This is a genomic window from Microbulbifer maximicatervae (SeqCode) (assembly GCF_052467305.1).
This window is the reverse complement of record NZ_CP174306.1, coordinates 4,175,083-4,191,701: the sequence shown is the minus strand read 5'-3', so window position 1 is coordinate 4,191,701 and position 16,619 is coordinate 4,175,083. Positions and strand designations below refer to the sequence as shown.

The window sequence follows — 16,619 nt, the reverse complement described above, 5'->3', positions numbered from 1 at the left end:
GTTTGCTGAGTTATTGATTTTTGAGCACTAAATCCAGCGGTTCTTTGTGCCAGTCAAATTTAATCAGCAGTTGCTGCTTGCGCTTGTTGTACCAGGCCCCACGGGGTGCCTGAGCAAAGTCTTTTTCACTGTCGAAAATAGGCAGGGATTCGCCGGTAACATCAAGCTGCGCAGGCACTTGTTGCCAGTTGTGGATCTTTAAATTGACCTTGCGGGATTCCGGCATACCGGTATAACCGTCTCCTTCACGCTTAAAGGCGAAGGTTAAACCCTGCTGTTTGTTTTCAGCTGAGAAATGCAGCTTCTCGTATTTGCCTTTTTCAAAAGCCTGCGCGGTAACGCCATCATCTTCATAAACATAGCGCTCGGACTTTACTGCTGATGGGTGCGCGTAGTAGTCCAAGGTCAGGTTTTTACTGGAGTAATCACGACTGCTGTGGACATCGTCAATGGTGGGAATAATGGCGCCGGCCCGCACCAGTACAGGAATCGTTTTCAGGTTCACTTCTACCAGGGCCTGATCGCCAGAATATTGTTCATCAGTCCAGTAATCGAACCAGGTGCCGCCGGGCAGTTTTACCGCGACCTCATCCACATCTTCTTCCACGACCGGGGCAACGAGGAAGTCCTGCCCCCAAAGGTAGGCATCCTTGTAGTCCAGGAGAGATAGGTCACTTTCGTTTTCGAAAAACAGCGGGCGCATCAGCGGCATGCCGGTCTGGCTGTTTTCGAAGGCGAGGGTGTAGTTGTAGGGCAGCAGGCGATAGCGTAGTTTTACATACTCGCGCAGGATATCGCGGGTGCGACGATCGTGGAAAACCGGTTCGGAAGCAATATGCTCCTGGGCGTGCGGGCGATAAACCGGTTGGAATACGCCGTACTGTAACCAGCGGATGTAGAGTTCGCGGTCAAATTTCTCGCCGCCGGCAAAGCCTCCCAGGTCTGAATGGGTGTAGCCAAAGCCCAGCAAGCCCATACTCAGAGCCAATTCCACCTGGGGCTGTAAGCCACCCCATTCCCGAGCGACGTCGCCGGTCCAGGGGATCATTCCGTAGCGCTGGGAGCCGGCAAAACCGGCGCGCATCATAATAAAGGGGCGGCGCTCAGGGTGCTTTGCCGTTTGGCGTTCGTGCAGTAATTGCGCCCAGGCGTGGCCGAAGGCGTTGTGGATTTCATCGGCCATACCGATTGCGTGAACGGTATCGGAGGGATGAACTTCCGGTTCACCCAGGTCGCCCCACCAGCCGGCTACGCCCTGTTCCAATAACCCGTCGTAAATATTCCAGAACCAGTCGCGGCCATCTTCGGAGAAGACATCGATCAGGCCGGTATTGCCGAAGTAGAAATCAAAACGCTTGGGCTCTCCGGCCAGGTTTTTGGCCAAGGCATTATTCGCCACGGCTTCCTGCCAGCGCTCGGAGGTGGAGAGGACAAAAGGCTCGGTCACCAGGATGGTATTGATGCCGCGTTTTTTAAGGTCGGCCATCATCTTTTCTGGTTCGGGAAAGGCTTCCTTGTCCCAGGCAAGATTGCCCATATGACCTTTTATATCTGGGCCAAACCAGTAGAGGTCCAACACCAGGGCGTCCAGGGGAAAATCTTCTTCGGCAAACTTATCCACGGTTGCGCGGACTTCAGCTTCGCTGTGATAGCCAAAGCGCGAGGCGAAGTTACCCAGGGCCCAACGGGGTGGCAGGGGCTGTTTGCCGGTGGTGGATACATAATTTTCCAGCAACTGTGGATAAGTCTCACCGGCTACCACGATGTAAGCGGTGCGCCCAGCTACAGCTTCAAATTGCAGGATATCTTCTTCGTTTGCGCCCAGATCCAGGGTGCCGGTGGCAGAGTTGTCGAACAGCAGAATGTATTTGTTGCTGGACAGTACTGCTGGCAGGGAAAAATACATCTGGTTGGATTCGGTGGTGTATCCGTAATGGGCACGGTTATATAGGGGCAGGCGTTGACCGCGGCGGTCCATCCCCATAACCCGCTCTCCGCCACCCAGCAGTTTTTCCTCTGGCGACAGTGCAAAACGGAATCCGCGCATCGTCTCGGTGGCAAAGAAACCACTCTCTTCACTCAGGATTTGTTCGCTACCGCGCAAGTACTCGATTCGGAAGGGAGACTTGTGGATGACTGCAGTAAGCGAGCCAGTGCGGTAAACGAGCTTGTCCCCTTGTTGCTCCAGCGTCGCCTCGGATCGGCCAGCAGAATTGGTGGCCAACGCAAATGAGGGCAACTGCTTCAGGCCTTCGCGGCGATAGTGCACCGATAGCGCTGACGGACCAACCGGGGTGAGGGTGACCTCGCCCTCACTCGTCTGTACAGTTAGTGAGTCTTCGCTCATGGTGTGATCGCGGTAGTTGCGCTGTTCAGCGGCCAGGGATTGAGCGCTCAGGCAGAGTGTAGCTGCGAGACACACCAGGCGCAGGAGTGGGAGTTTTAGGATCATCGCGCGGGACTTCAGTTGCTTGATTAGGATTCACAGTTTCGTGTTGGCCCGGCGTATACGCATGGGCCTGAGTTTATCCTAAAGCGAAGGATCTGGCCCGCATCCTCCCCTATGGGGGAGGATGGATGCTCCGGGAGTGCGTGTGAGAATGGCAGAATAAGCATAACTAGTGATGCGGTGACCTCTATGACCCAATCAGCAAGCAGCGCCGTTGCGCCGCAAGCCCAGCAACCGCGCTTGCCCTTTTGGCAGGTGTGGAATGTCAGTCTCGGTTTTCTCGGGGTGCAATTTGGCTTTTCTCTGCAAAATGCCAATGCCAGTAGAATCTTGTCTGATCTGGGGGCGGACCTTCATTCTCTATCCCTGTTCTGGATAGTAGCGCCGCTCATGGGACTGATCGTACAGCCGATCGTGGGTTCGGCCTCGGATCGAACCTGGAGTCGCTTCGGTCGCCGCAACCCCTTTATCCTTTTTGGTGCCATCGCCGCAGCCCTGGGGATGGCGTTTATGCCCAATGCCGGGATTGTGGTGGCGATAGTGGCCCCAATTATTTTCGGCGGCGTTATGTTGGCCCTGATGGACGCGGCCTTTAACGTGACCATGCAGCCTTTCCGCGCCCTGGTGTCCGACATGGTGCCATCAGAGCAGCGCACCCTGGGGTACTCGATACAGTCTTTGCTGATTAACATTGGCGCCATCTTCGGCTCCATGTTGCCATTCATCTTGACTAATGTGATCGGTCTGGAAAATACTGCCCGTGCGGGAGAGGTGGCGCCCTCCGTTATATGGGCTTTCTATATCGGCGCCACAGTGCTTCTGGGTAGTGTGTTATGGACTGTGCTGCGTACCAAGGAGTATCCGCCAGAGCAGTACAATGCCTATAAAGGTCTCGACTCCGCGCAACTGGAGCGGGAACGACAGCAAAAAGCCCCACTGGCAAAGCGCTTGATCGGTTTTTTCCAACTGCTAATTAAAATGCCGCGCACTATGCGCCAGCTGGCCCTGGTGCAATTCTTCTCCTGGTTTGCCCTGTTTATTATGTGGGTTTACACCACGCCTGCGATCACTCAGCACGTTTGGGGAGTGGAAGCCAAGTGGTTTGATCCCGCCTATCTGGAAAGCGCCAAAGAAATTCCCGCACATATCGCTGCCGCTAAGGGTGCTGCCGGTGACTGGGTAGGAATTATTTTTGCTGCTTACTCCCTGTTTGCAGCGATCTTCTCTATTGTCCTGGCCCGTTTGTCTCAGGTACTGGGGCGTAAGCTCACTTACTCCCTATCGCTGGCACTGGGCGGTTTGGGATACATCAGCTTCCTGTTCTTCCAGGGGGGTGATCCCACACAGGTGAATCTGTTGATCACTGAAGTTTCCGTACCCAGCGGCGCCCTGGGATTATTGCTACCGATGGTGGGTGTGGGCATTGCCTGGGCCGCTATTCTGGCGATGCCCTATGCGATCCTCTCCGACTCGCTGCCGGCGGATAAGACCGGTGTTTATATGGGGATTTTTAATTTCACTATCGCCGCACCACAGATTGTTTCTGCCCTGGTAGCTGGCTTGATATTGAAAACAGTTTTCGAAAACCAGGCAATTTACATCATTGTTTTGGCGGGGGTGTGTATGTTGCTTGGCGCTATATCGGTGGCGCTGGTGAGGGAGAGTTCAGAACCCGAGCCCGCATTAAAGGCAACTACTACAGCTTGATAAAAAGTTGTAAAAGATCGTTATAAAAGCCCCTATTTGGGGCTTTTTTATTGCCTGGATTCCAGGTTTTCCCAAATTTTTCGCATTTATGGGGCTGCAGAGTTTTATGGCGACATTTTGACAGTCTGGTGTGAGCGTACCTAGACTGGGCGGATCTCACCGGAAATGAATTAAATTATGTCGATATTCCCTGCAATTGATCAGGCATTAGAGGCTTTTGCCAGTTTTGTCTGGGGTCCCCCCTTATTAGTGCTACTCGTTGGTGGAGGCCTCGCGCTATTAATCTATTCTCGTGGCCGTCCCTATCGCCATCTTGGGCACAGTATTGGGCTTTTAAGTGGTCGATATGATGATCCCAATGACCCTGGCCAAGTGAATCACAGCCAAGCGCTATCCACAGCGCTGTCGGGAACCCTAGGGTTGGGCAATATTTCCGGGGTTGCCATCGCAATTACGATTGGTGGACCTGGGGCGATTTTCTGGATGTGGGTAACCGCCCTGGTGGGGGTGGCTACCAAGTTCTATACAGCGACGCTGGCGGTGATGTTTCGCGGTCGCGATGCCTCCGGGGAACTGCAAGGAGGCCCCATGTATGTTATTCGCGAGGGGTTGGGCCGACGCTGGATGCCGCTCGCGGTACTGTTTGCCGTGGCGGGACTCTGCGGTATGTTGCCGGTGTTTCAGTCCAATCAAACCACGCAGCTATTGCGCGAGTCTTTTGCTGAGCCCTTGGGTTGGGTAGCACCCGGAGGTTCAGTCACTTTTGATTTTGTTATTGGCTTATTAATTGCTGTTGCATCGGCCTACGTTATTGCCGGTCGTATCCAGCGTATCGGTAAATTCTCCGCAAGAGTAGTGCCGGGCATGGTGCTGTTTTATCTGGGCATGACCCTTGTGGTGATTGCCAGCTTCTGGGAGCAGGTACCGGCAGCATTTGCGCTGATCTTCTCGGATGCTTTCAGCGGTCAAGCTATTGCTGGAGGTACTCTGGGTTCGGTAATCACAGTAGGGGTAAGCCGGGGCGCATTTTCCAATGAGGCGGGTATAGGCACGGAGTCTTTGGCCCATGGTGCAGCGAAAACCCGTGAGCCCGTTCGAGAAGGCGTGGTTGCCATGCTGGGCCCTATTGTAGATACACTGGTTATCTGCACTTGCACTGCCCTGGTGATACTACTAACTGGCGCTTGGCAGCAGGAAGGGGATATTGCCGGCGTTACCCTGACTGCACAGGCATTTTCTCAGGTGTTTGGGCAGTTCGGCCCAATTTTGCTACTGCTAATGGTCCTTCCGCTGGCTTTCAGCACTATTGTTACCTGCTGGTATTACGGCATGAAGTGCTATGTTTTTCTTTTCGGCTGCCGCTGGCAGGGTCTTTATACCGGACTCTACATGGTGCTAATTACATTGGGTGCGGTGGCTTCTTTAAGTGCCGTAAACAGCATCATCATCGGGATGTATGCAGTAATGGCGATTCCAACAATGGTGTCTACTTTATTGCTGGCGAGGCATGTTAATCGAGCGGCTCACGATTATTTTACCCGTATGGATTTAACAAAGAGAAAAGAGGCCGAGGCTTCCTAATTAAAAAAGGCGGACTAAATAGTCCGCCTTTTTTATGGTTGGTAAAAATTTACCTGTTACTTCCAATTCAAGGCACCACGGACACCTTGGTACCAACCTTGGCGTGGGCATAAAAAATCTTAGCCATATGCCAGGGGATACGAATACAGCCATGAGAGGCGGGATATCCCGGGACATGGCCAGCATGCATGGTAACGGGGCCATTGATACGCATCATGTAATCCATAGATGCCCCGCGGAATCGAGAACCCGCAGGTTTGCGGTGGCGGCGCACATCCACATTGCTGCGCATTACATAGCCCCGTGGGCTGATGTAGTGACCGTACAGATTTGATCGGTGGCTGTATTTCTTCTGTGAAATACGGAAGTTACCGGTCGGTGTGCGGTGTCCGGGTTTACCGGTAGATACCGGAGACATACCGGCCAGGCGTCCGCCCTTATAGAAGTATGCCATTTGGTCACTGAGGTCGATCACAATACGCGGTGTTCCCTGAATATTGGATTTAAACCACATATGGCGGCTATGCCGTGGATTCGCCGCGTATCTGGAATGTGTTCCGTATCTGGAGTGAGCCCGATAATTCCTGTTGTATCGGGAATGCGTCCTGTAATTTCTGTTGTATCGGGGGTGTGCTCTGTAGTCCCGGTTGTGCCTTGAGTGCGATCTGTAATTCCTGCTATGCCGTGAATTTGCTCGGTAGTCCCTGCTATACCTGGAGTGTGCTCCGTAGTTTCCATGTCCATGTTGAGCGCTGTATCGCGAGTTATAGCGGGAATTGGAATAATCCACGGCATAGGTTAGTGGGGCAAGAATTGCTGATCCCACAATCACTACGGCAGCGGCGAATGATGATTTTTTGCGTAGAGATCCCTTCTGTTTCGTGGAAATGGATTGATGATTTTGCAGCGAAGATCGGCTATGCATTACACACCTCTCTACTACCAGTGGGCCGTGTAAACAACCGTGGATTTTGAATCCAGCTACAGTTTGTCTTAGAGCAAGTATTTCTGCCCTTCTACAGGGACAAGTCCATAGCTGGTGATTTCCCCAAAGCAGATAACCGTATACTCGGCCTCGGCTGCGGGTTGGTACTGCGGCGGTATGAACCACTACAAGTCCAAGGGATGGTAAGGTGGGTCTTAAGGGCTGGTGACAACAAAAAGGAATATACTGAGGTTCTCTTAGAGGATGCTCTTCTAGTTGTTGGTGATTTTGAGGAATTTTGTCTTAGTTGCTAAGGTTTTATGAGTTATCTACCGTAACTTGCGAGTCAATTTCCAGCGTTCTTGAATCACGCCAGAATAATAGAAATAGCTTTCAAAAAGTTATTGTTATTTATTTCATCTTAGTAAGTGTCGCAACTATACCGTTATCCACATTTATCCCATTTCTCATATTTGTTGTGAAGGCCTTTGCGCATTAGAAAATTTAATAAAGAAATTTTCTTTTCGGGATCGCTCAAAATATTTCTTTCTGGTTTGAAAACCAAGTAAACGAATCCACCCTTTTTGCGTTATGTGATAGCTGATTATTGGAAGCTCCCCTGAAAATGAAATACCAGGGTAGGGATGATTACTTTTAATATTTATTAAATAGGATTTGGCTATGACTGGAAGATCGACATTACCCATATTTTTTCTAGTATTTATTGTAATGCTTTACAGCAATCCGGGCGTGAGTGTTGAGGTAGAGCAAGCGAATGAAACGCTGCTTATTTTGGATGACGAAGTAGAATTAACCCTTTCGATGCATCCACTAAATAGTTTAATGGTTAATGCACAAGTATCGACTAGCAGTGAGTCGCGAGTGGCGATCAGGATCAATTCGGCGGTAACCGACCGTCGGCGAACAAATTATACCGATTGGGGCACAGAGCATGATATGACCCTAGTAGGTTTAAGGGCCGAAACCACTTACCGTTTTACTGCACTGGCAATGCTGGAAAGTGGAGACGTTGTGCAGAGCTCGACTATTTCTTTCAAGACTGGTTCGTTACCTGAAGGCGCTCCCCCAGTTGAGGTAACTACATTTACAGAGCAAAGCGAAGGAGGTGTAACTATTTTTGCACCTTCAGGTGACAGGGATAATACCTTTTGGGGATTCGATGAAGAGGGTGAGGTTGTCTGGTACCTCCACGGAGACATTCCTCTCACCGGGGCACCGGTAGTGCGCAATTTACAGGATGGCAATTTAATGTTGCTGTTGGATCAGGAAGCAAGGATTATCTCCTTTGCTGGTGAAACGCTGCAATCATTTGAGCTGCCAGCCTATCACCACGATGCAATTCTTCTTGAAAATGGAAATCTACTGGTATTAACAAACGCCTATGAAACAATTGATGGTCAATTGATAAAAGGAGATGCGATTCTTGAAGTGGATGGGCAGGGCAATACTGTATGGGAATGGTCTGCATTCGATCATCTCGATACTCAGCGTTTCCCCGGTGAGTTAGCCAGTCGAGAAGCGAGCAATGGTGCGCTGGATTGGACTCACTCTAACTCGTTACACTATATTTCTGCCGATAATTCGATTTTACTGTCAAGTCGCTCTCAAAGCTGGGTGGTCAATATTGATCATGATAGTGGCGAAGTAAACTGGATTATGGGTAGGGATTTGGATGCTTCCGAGGGATTTCTTGAGAAATTATTTTCATTGCAAGATGGCACCTGGATGGCTTCTCAGCATGCAGCTATGCTTGCGTCAGACGGAGACATTCTGATTTACGATAATAGGAATGAGTCCGAATACAGTGGTGAGATCTATAATAGCCGCGCAGTGAAATTCTCTTTAAACACAGAGGAAATGGTGGCAGTGCAAACTTGGGAGTACGTTGCACCAAAGTACACCAATTCTTTAGGGGATGTAGATGAACTTCCCGGTGGGAATATTCTACTTTGCGTGGGCGGCCCATCCAGTGCTAGTACCGGCAACAATAGAGATGCATATATTGTTGAAGTCGCCGACGATCAGACTGCAGAGACGGTTTGGGAGATGAAAGTCAATGATACGAGTGTATATCGTGCTGAGCGTTTTTCTTGGAATGATATATCAGTGGTAAGTGATTTATCACTTTAGACCCTCTAAATAGTTAGGCGCCAGTAACATACTTTGTTGCTGGCGATTCTTATTAAAGGACTTCTAACCAGATTTGGCAATCAGTGCTCTATAGCATTGATTATGTTTCTAAAGCGGTATTCCCCCAGTAACTGTTGAATATCACTAGATAGGGCTTGAAGTGTTTTAATTAAATATGGCTTTAGCGTGATAATGTTAGACTTTTTTTGGGGAAGTGTATGATTTGATGGGAAAAGTTCTTCACCTCCTTCGAGGAACTCATCATTTATTTTTTTATTTTCCTGTGAATATCGATTTAAAAAATTAGCTCTATCTTCATCAGAGTTCCATAGGTGTGGTGATCTTGGCAGTGTTCGCTTGATTATATTTTGTATATTGCCAGATTTTATCCATTTTAATAGTTTTGCATTTTCAGATTTTGAGTGTATTTGCTGATTTAATATCTGCTTTAAAGCGGCCTCTTCATTTGAAAGGCTCTCCCTTATAATTTTGTTTGAGTTTGGTAGGCCAGAGATTCCTAAGGTGCGAAAAAAATTAACTGGTAGATCTCCATTACATAACTGTTCGTAAATAATTATTTTGATATCGGGAAAAAACTTTTTGAAGGCTGCTATGTTTTTATAAAAGTTCAGGTTTCTACTCTCTATCTTTAATAGGAACTCTTTGAATGATAGTTTCGCTAGTGGAGATACTCCTTTCATAATATGTTCTTTGTAAAGAGACTGGGCAAAATTATCTTGTCTACGCAAGGTTAAGATGATTTTGGTTTGCTCTGGGGGTATTGTATTGGAGAGTAGTTCTAAATAATGATGCCGAGCCTCAATCCAGGAGCAATCTTTTGTTTTGTAAGTATGCCGACAAATAGGCTCTGCACTAATTAATAGATCAAGGTTATTTTTCTGCGACTTTGACTTCCAATCATATGCTAGCAACTTTCCTCTGGATATAGGCGGGCTCTCAGGGTGATCGGAAAATGAGTGTGCAAAAAGATGGTGACCCTTGTCTATACTAACTAAATTTCGATGAATAATGGGATATAAAATACCTTTACTTCTTAACAGCCTTCTATATTTATAGGCGTAACATTGTATTGCTGTGGTGCCGGTTTTATGTAGCCCTGAATGTAAATATATAGTCATTATATGTTCTTTGTGTTTTATAGATCGTGATCTGGTATCTACTGCTGTTTAATAGGTGCTCATATCTATTTCGAATGATCTATTTTATATTTTATGTGAGTGTTGTGTTTTTGGGGGCGTCAAAGAGCCAATATTGAAGGTTTAGTAAAAGATATTCTATTTTCTGGTCTCGGGCTCATTTTGATTTCGGTTGGCGTATGTTTTTCTATCTTAATCCCATTTGTAGAGTCTATTGATTTTAGTATAGTTGTATTTTTGTAAATTGTTTTTTCATGCCGATTTAATGTTAGGGGAGACTATGGGTAATTTTTTCACTCAACTACCAGGTGATCACTCTAAGGAGCATTTTGAGAGTTTACTAGAGGGGAAAAGCTGCAGGATTGAGCGGATTATATCTTACGGGCAGTCCTCGCCGGAAACAGGGTGGTATGATCAAGATGAGCATGAGTGGGTGTTAGTACTTTCCGGTTATGGTGTTATTGAAATGGAAAATGGTGAGAGGCACCACCTGGGGAAGGGGGATAACTTGTTGATTAGGGCAAATCAAAGGCATCGGGTGGTGGAGACAGCTGCAGATGAGGCCACTATATGGTTGGCAGTTTTCTTTCAGTGAAGCAGTTATCTTTTAAGATATAAATCTTATGAGCTCCTATCGAGAGTTCTATACCTGCCAATGTAAATCGGATCTAAAGTCCTCTGACGAGTTAGTATTGTTAGCTTTAAGACAGGTGTGTCTACTGACTGGCAGGTCAGCCTGTACATATCTCCATATACCGAAGAGGCCTGTTAAAATTTTCGAGGCTTTGCTTAAATTAGATAGCTTTAATTTGGTCTGATCGTTTGATACCAAGTCAAATCCTTTTCTGCCAGGTGGTTTATGCTACCTGGTTTTTTATTTTAGTATTATCTCAATTAACACTGACCGAAAAAATCATATAGAACTTCCAGATTTCTATAGCCAGATCAGCGGCTAGGTTATTAGGTGGTTATCCCCCATATACTTCTATTCTAGAGATCTTTCTTTTATAGCTCAGGTTTCGGGAAAAGTCAGTGTATAAGAGACACGTTGTGTATGAAAAATATCTTTCTTTCTTTCTTTCTTTCTTTCTTTCTTTCTTTCTTGCTTGGCTGTGATAAATGTAATTTAGAATATCTTCTCTGTCGGTAAGGCAAACTCTAGATCTGTTATTTGAAGGGATAGAACTGTAGTAGATAATGCTGCTCTCATTTTAATAGTGGCGAAATCAAGCGCGAACAATTGTCTTGAGTTGATCACGCTTAGATTGACATCAGTGAGCTGAAATTAATTCCTTTTCACTCTGGGGGAAATCCTTTCATCAAAAGCCAAATATGGTTGTGGGGCACTGGTACTAATTAGAAATATTTACTTAAGGTTTTGCGCCAATTTCCGCCATTAAACGCGTTACTTCTGACAATCGATACAAATTGTTTGTTCACGTGTCATTTCTTCGTGAGAAATAAATTAGCATGTTCCTGTGTTGATAAGTAAATATTTTCTTGGGGAAGAAATGAAAGTTCAGTTTTTAAAAGCAACTCTCTGCCTTGCTATTGTCTCATCACTATACGGTTGTAACGGAGGATCAAGTGGAGGCAAATCTCCTGAAGAGACAGGTGATATTACTGCACCAACCTTAACCCTTATTCCTGCAGGTGGCAGTACTATAGAAGAAGGTGACAAGGTGTTACTGAATTTTGATGAACCTGTAGAGCTAGGTGATATCTCACTGTCTGGTTCTATGCAGGAACTCGGGGAGCTATACCAAGTTAGTGAAGATTCATTAGAACTTAGGCCGAACGATGTTTGGGGGGAAGGGGAAGAGCTATCCCTAGTAATTAATGCTCAGGACGGCGCGGGTAATCAAATGACGGAGATTGCCGTCAAGTATCAAGTTGAAAACATTGCCCCTACTGTAAATAGTATACTTCCGCAGAATATTCGCCTGGAAAAGAATGATTCTTTCAAACTGCAATTTTCTGAGACTATGGATATAGATAGTCTTCAATTAAGCGGGATGTTACTTGAAGATGACTATAAGGTTGTTTGGTCTGCTACCGTCGTTAAAAATGATACGCTAACAATTACTCCAAAAGAATACTGGATCGCCGGACAGAAACGCACAATCAACGTTGATGTAATGGATTTAGCAGGAAATCCCATTCCTACAGTAAACAGCATTTTTACTGTGCCGATGTACTTCGAGAACTTTACTCCGGCGTCAGTGGTGATAGGCCAGGATGAGTTTTCAGACAAAGATGCAGGGCTCAGTGCTAAAAATCTTGGAGACTTTCCTACTGGCAGTCCTGCTGTTAGTTCTGATGGAAAACTATTTATAACGGATCGAGGAAACAATCGTGTCTTGGCCTTTAATGAAATACCTTCCTCAAATGGGGCTTCTGCTGATTTTGCTCTAGGTGTCGATAGCCTGGATAGCTCCGATTCATCGAATGATAGAAAGACGCTTCAATGGCCAATTCAAGCTAGTATTAATGACGGTAAGTTAATTGTTTCTCAGGCGATGGGGGAAAGACGGCTTTCGCTTTATAATCAAATCCCTATGGACGGGGCAGCAGTCCCTGAAGTGGTTTTAGGACCATGGGGCGAGGCAGACGATGGATGTAATAGCTTTAACACACCAGCATCTGCCATTTTAGTTGACGGAAAAATTATAGCTGTAGATGAAGTTAACTCTCGCGCGTTGGTTTGGAATAGTATTCCAACAGAAGATAATACAATTGCAAGCTTAGTTATTGGTCAGCCTACAATGGAGAGTTGCTCCCCTAATACCAGTTTGGATGGTAATAGTGGGGGGCCAACAGCTCAAACTCTTGCTTACCCTAGTGCAGTTTGGGGTGATGGAGATAAGCTTGCAATTTTAGATTCTGAAAACAATCGAATTTTGCTCTGGAATGAATTCCCCACAGAAAACTATGTCGCGGCAGATGTTGTACTCGGGCAGGAAAATTTTGGTGCTGAGGAATGGCCGGATGATGCAACGGAGAAAGATTTACGTTATCCATGGTTTGGAATTTGGTCAAATGGAATGCAGCTATTCGTTACTGATACAGAGAATAACCGAGTGTTAATTTGGAATCAGTGGCCTGAAGAAAATTATACTGCAGCAGATTTTGTCTTGGGGCAAAGTGATTTTGTGAAATCTGCTTATAATGACTCTAACCAAAATGGAGTTCATGATACCGATGAACTACCCAGTGCATACACTTTAGGTGCTCCAACAGGAGTTTTTGGTTATAAAGATAATCTGTTTGTTACTGACTCAGGGAACAATAGGGTGTTGGTGTTTAAGTCGCAGTAGTGCTTTCTAGATTGACTTGACTGGATGGAAACTATGGCTAAGGGAGGTGGTAAATAAATTTATCATCTCCCTTACTTTTTAGGATTTTAGTTTATTACAATTTCTTAAGTTGGTGATACTTGATTTTTATTCTTTTCAGGTTAACAGTGGGGCAGGAAACTAGAGCATTAATTTTTTAATGCTTCAGAAATAATTGATGCTATGGCCAAGTCCATGAACCAATTGTGATTTGCAGGGATAACAAACCAGGGTGCATATTCGGTGCCGCATTGACTTAGCTGTAGTAGTTCAGACTTGATCTGACAGTTACCGGTTTTTCAGGAGGTGCTCCGTAAGGTCAAATTCAGTTTTCGAGCTTTTCCTTCCAGATACTTTTTCCATCTTCAAGAGTTGCTAACGGTGTTCAACCGCAACACTTCTTACCCTGATGGCTTCTCTAATTATTGTAATATGTGAACCACTCGTCCAGATTCTTTTGTAACTCTTCTATTGATCCATAGATCTTGCGGCGTAATGAAGGTTGGTAGAACTCTTGTAAAATGGTCTTATGGAAGCGCTCACAGATCCAGTTAGTTTGTGGATGTCTGGCTTTTGTCTTGGTGCGTTCTATTTCGTTCACACTTAGATATAACTGGTAGTCGTGCTGTTCCAATTTACCACAATACTCAGTACCGCGTTCAGTTAGGATATGCAGCACTGGTAGATAATGTAAGGCATAAAACGGTAGTGTACGGTCATTGCCGCAGTGATTGGTATTTTGGTGGTGTACAGCTTGCAATGAGCCACCTTTGCATAGGTATCGGCATAGGTTTTTTGGTAAACACGCCCGACGCCCTTAAATGTTCCTACATAGAAGGTATCCTGCGAGCCCAGATAACCTGGGTGTTGAGTATCAATTTCATCACAGGCTTCATCATCATGCCGTTTTCTCTCCAAAGCCTGAATCTGTGACTCTGTGAGGATCAGTCCCTCCTCTTAAATTACTATGTCAACACGGTTCTTGTGGTTGGACACACGCCGGCTCTTCTCAAGAAGGGCGTCCATGCCGGCACTAAAACGGTTTCCTTATACCGATAGAAAGTATCTCTCGATACACTTAGCATCTTGAAAGCTTTGGAGATGTTGCCAAGTTCTTCTGCCAAATTTAGTAATCCGGTCTTGTGTTTGATGATGCGATCATTAGTATGGATCATGGGGTTTATCCTTATTTTTGTTTTTAGGTTTAGGCATCTTCATCAAAACCGGTAAACCCACTCTTTTTCAAGAGAATGTGTCAGATTTGGTCTGAACTAATCCAGCTTAAGGTTGTGCGCCAATTTTCGACATAAAACGTGCTATTCCTGACAATCTATATAAGTTGCTTGTTCTCGTATCATTTCTTCGTGAGAAATAAATTAGCATGTTCCTGTGTTGATAAGTAACTATTTTCCTGGTGAAGAAATGAAAGTTCATTTTTTAAAGGCAATTCTTTGTCTTGCTACTGTCTCATCGCTATACGGTTGTAATGAAGAAATTGGCGGAAGCAAATCTCCAGAAGAGATCGGTGATAGCACTGCACCAACTTTAATCCTTATTCCTACAGATGGTAGCACTATCGAAGAAGGTGATAAGGTGTTACTGAGTTTTGATGAGCCAGTAGAGCTGGCTGATATCTCACTGTCTGGTTCTATGCAGGATCTTGGAGAACTATACCAAGTTAGTGAAGATTCACTTGAATTGAGGCCAAACGATGTTTGGGGGGAGGGGGAAGAGCTATCCCTAGTAATCAATGCTCAGGACGGCGCTGGTAATCAAATGACGGAGATTGCCGTCAAGTATCAAGTTGAGAATATTTCCCCTACTGTAAATAGTATACTTCCACAGGATATTCGCCTGGAAAAGAACGGTTCTTTTAAAATCCAATTTTCTGAGACTATGGATGTAGATAGTCTTCAATTAGGCGGGGTATTACTTGAAGATGACTATAAGGTTGTTTGGTCTGCTACCTATGTCGAAAATGATACGCTAACTATTACTCCAAAAGAATACTGGATCGCTGGGCAGGAACGCACAATAAACGTTGATGTAATGGATTTAGTGGGAAATCCTATTCCTACAGTAAACAGCAGTTTTACTGTGCCGATGTATTTCGATAATTTTGCTCCAGCGTCAGTGGTGATTGGTCAGGATAATTTTTCAGACACAGTTTCTGGGATCAGCGCTAAAAATCTTGGAGTCTTTCCCGCTGGTAATCCCGCTGTTAGTTCTGATGGGAAACTATTTATAACGGATCGAAGAAATAAGCGTGTCTTAGTTTTTAACGAAATACCTTTCTCGAATGGGGCTTCTGCTGATTTTGCTCTAGGTGTCGATAGTCTGGATAGCTCCGATTCGTCGGATGCTAGAAAGTCGCTTCAAATGCCAGTTCAGGCTAATATTAAAGACGGAAAATTGATTATTTCTCAAGTTGAAGGAGAAAGACAGATTTTGATTTATAACCAAGTCCCTATGGACGGGACGGCAGTCCCTGAAGTGGTTTTAGGAGCATGGGGCAAGGAAGTTGATGGATGTTATAGTCGTGACGATGACAAAGCAACATCTGCCATTTTAGTTGATGGAAAACTTATAGCTGTAGATGAAATTAACTCTCGCACGTTGGTTTGGAATAGTATTCCAACAGAAGATAATACAACCGCAAGCTTTGCTGTTGGTCAGCCTACAATTGAGTTTTGCACCGCTAATACCGGTCCGGATGGTAATAGTGGGAGACCAACAGCTCGAACTCTTGCGGACCCTTCTGCAGTTTGGAGTGATGGAAATAAGCTTGCAATTATAGATTCTTTAAACAATCGAATTTTGCTCTGGAATGAATTTCCTACAGGGAATTATAGTGCAGCAGATGTTGTTCTTGGGCAGGAAAATTTTAGTATTGATGATAGGTCGGATAATGCAACGGAAAAGGATTTAAGTTATCCCTGGTTAGGGATTTGGTCAAATGGAATTCAGCTATTTGTAACCGATACCGAGAATAACCGAGTGTTAATTTGGGATCAGTGGCCTGAAGAAAATTATACTGCTGCGGATTCTGTCTTGGGGCAAAGTGATTTTGTGAAATCTGCTTATAATGACTCTAATCAAGACGGAGTTTATGATACCGGTGAACATCCCAGTGCGTCCACTTTACGCCTTCCAACAGGGGTTTTTGGTTATAAAGATAGCCTATTTGTTACTGACTCAGCAAACAATAGAGTGTTGGTGTTTAAGTCGCAGTAGTGCTTTCTAGATTGACTTGACTAGATTGAAAATATGGCTAAGTGAGATGGTAAATAAATTTATCATCTCCCTTACTTTTT

At 45.6% G+C, this 16,619-nt stretch carries 11 protein-coding genes and 1 pseudogene; 6 read left to right on the top strand and 6 right to left on the bottom strand.

From position 1 onward, the window contains the following. Positions 1-10: 10 nt before the first annotated feature. Entirely contained in the window at positions 11-2,452 is a 2,442-nt protein-coding gene (locus ACJJI4_RS18275) for a glycoside hydrolase family 31 protein (protein WP_444926052.1), read from the bottom strand. 186 nt (positions 2,453-2,638) lie between these two features. Here ACJJI4_RS18275 and ACJJI4_RS18270 point away from each other — a divergent pair, with 186 nt between their 5' ends. Both ACJJI4_RS18270 and ACJJI4_RS18265 read left to right on the top strand, forming a co-directional pair. Next, positions 2,639-4,156: an MFS transporter gene (locus ACJJI4_RS18270; RefSeq protein WP_444926051.1), complete on the top strand. Its 1,518-nt coding sequence runs from the start codon at positions 2,639-2,641 to the stop codon at positions 4,154-4,156. A gap of 177 nt (positions 4,157-4,333) precedes the next feature. Next, positions 4,334-5,737, top strand: coding sequence for an alanine/glycine:cation symporter family protein (locus ACJJI4_RS18265; RefSeq protein ID WP_444926050.1), 1,404 nt, complete (start codon positions 4,334-4,336; stop codon positions 5,735-5,737). Positions 5,738-5,804: 67 nt separating this feature from the next. On the opposite strand, the gene ACJJI4_RS18260 is transcribed toward ACJJI4_RS18265, so the two are convergent. The 3 genes from ACJJI4_RS18260 to ACJJI4_RS18250 all read right to left on the bottom strand — a co-directional run bounded on the left by ACJJI4_RS18260 (position 5,805) and on the right by ACJJI4_RS18250 (position 7,369). After that, positions 5,805-6,251, bottom strand: a complete 447-nt coding sequence (locus ACJJI4_RS18260) for a L,D-transpeptidase family protein (protein ID WP_238152069.1) — start codon at positions 6,249-6,251, stop codon at positions 5,805-5,807. Then, positions 6,209-6,532, bottom strand: a complete 324-nt coding sequence (locus ACJJI4_RS18255) for a hypothetical protein (protein WP_444926049.1) — start codon at positions 6,530-6,532, stop codon at positions 6,209-6,211. Before ACJJI4_RS18255 ends, ACJJI4_RS18260 begins: the two co-directional genes overlap by 43 nt. Before the next feature lie 597 nt (positions 6,533-7,129). Continuing rightward, the gene (locus ACJJI4_RS18250; protein ID WP_444926048.1) at positions 7,130-7,369 is read right to left on the bottom strand and encodes a hypothetical protein; all 240 of its coding nucleotides are present in this window, start codon (positions 7,367-7,369) and stop codon (positions 7,130-7,132) included. A 43-nt stretch (positions 7,370-7,412) separates the two neighbouring features. Between ACJJI4_RS18250 and ACJJI4_RS18245 the strand changes: the two genes are divergently transcribed. Continuing rightward, positions 7,413-8,813 (top strand): aryl-sulfate sulfotransferase, encoded by a 1,401-nt coding sequence (locus tag ACJJI4_RS18245; protein WP_444926047.1) that lies wholly within the window; start codon positions 7,413-7,415, stop codon positions 8,811-8,813. An 80-nt stretch (positions 8,814-8,893) separates the two neighbouring features. On the opposite strand, the gene ACJJI4_RS18240 is transcribed toward ACJJI4_RS18245, so the two are convergent. After that, the gene (locus ACJJI4_RS18240) at positions 8,894-9,952 is read right to left on the bottom strand and encodes a hypothetical protein (RefSeq protein WP_444926046.1); all 1,059 of its coding nucleotides are present in this window, start codon (positions 9,950-9,952) and stop codon (positions 8,894-8,896) included. Between the two features lie 298 nt (positions 9,953-10,250). Here ACJJI4_RS18240 and ACJJI4_RS18235 point away from each other — a divergent pair, with 298 nt between their 5' ends. Both ACJJI4_RS18235 and ACJJI4_RS18230 read left to right on the top strand, forming a co-directional pair. Next, positions 10,251-10,565, top strand: coding sequence for a cupin domain-containing protein (locus ACJJI4_RS18235; RefSeq protein ID WP_444926045.1), 315 nt, complete (start codon positions 10,251-10,253; stop codon positions 10,563-10,565). Positions 10,566-11,481: 916 nt separating this feature from the next. Beyond that, a complete protein-coding gene (locus tag ACJJI4_RS18230) occupies positions 11,482-13,287 on the top strand; it encodes an Ig-like domain-containing protein (protein WP_444926044.1) in 1,806 nt (601 codons plus the stop codon). Positions 13,288-13,690: 403 nt separating this feature from the next. Here ACJJI4_RS18230 and ACJJI4_RS18225 read toward each other — a convergent pair. Further along, positions 13,691-14,480, bottom strand: a pseudogene (locus ACJJI4_RS18225) (helix-turn-helix domain-containing protein). Between the two features lie 247 nt (positions 14,481-14,727). On the opposite strand from ACJJI4_RS18225, the gene ACJJI4_RS18220 reads away from it, so the two are divergent. After that, positions 14,728-16,539 (top strand): Ig-like domain-containing protein, encoded by a 1,812-nt coding sequence (locus tag ACJJI4_RS18220; protein WP_444926043.1) that lies wholly within the window; start codon positions 14,728-14,730, stop codon positions 16,537-16,539. Positions 16,540-16,619: the final 80 nt, after the last annotated feature.

What these genes read in the sequence shown, in the direction of transcription:
- ACJJI4_RS18275 (WP_444926052.1), bottom strand. Translation starts at nt 2,452, where the DNA reads ATGATCCTAAAACTCCCACTCCTGCGCCTGGTGTGTCTCGCAGCTACA.
- ACJJI4_RS18270 (WP_444926051.1), top strand. Translation starts at nt 2,639, where the DNA reads ATGACCCAATCAGCAAGCAGCGCCGTTGCGCCGCAAGCCCAGCAACCG.
- ACJJI4_RS18265 (WP_444926050.1), top strand. Translation starts at nt 4,334, where the DNA reads ATGTCGATATTCCCTGCAATTGATCAGGCATTAGAGGCTTTTGCCAGT.
- ACJJI4_RS18260 (WP_238152069.1), bottom strand. Translation starts at nt 6,251, where the DNA reads ATGTGGTTTAAATCCAATATTCAGGGAACACCGCGTATTGTGATCGAC.
- ACJJI4_RS18255 (WP_444926049.1), bottom strand. Translation starts at nt 6,532, where the DNA reads ATGCCGTGGATTATTCCAATTCCCGCTATAACTCGCGATACAGCGCTC.
- ACJJI4_RS18250 (WP_444926048.1), bottom strand. Translation starts at nt 7,369, where the DNA reads ATGGGTAATGTCGATCTTCCAGTCATAGCCAAATCCTATTTAATAAAT.
- ACJJI4_RS18240 (WP_444926046.1), bottom strand. Translation starts at nt 9,952, where the DNA reads ATGACTATATATTTACATTCAGGGCTACATAAAACCGGCACCACAGCA.
- ACJJI4_RS18235 (WP_444926045.1), top strand. Translation starts at nt 10,251, where the DNA reads ATGGGTAATTTTTTCACTCAACTACCAGGTGATCACTCTAAGGAGCAT.
- ACJJI4_RS18230 (WP_444926044.1), top strand. Translation starts at nt 11,482, where the DNA reads ATGAAAGTTCAGTTTTTAAAAGCAACTCTCTGCCTTGCTATTGTCTCA.
- ACJJI4_RS18220 (WP_444926043.1), top strand. Translation starts at nt 14,728, where the DNA reads ATGAAAGTTCATTTTTTAAAGGCAATTCTTTGTCTTGCTACTGTCTCA.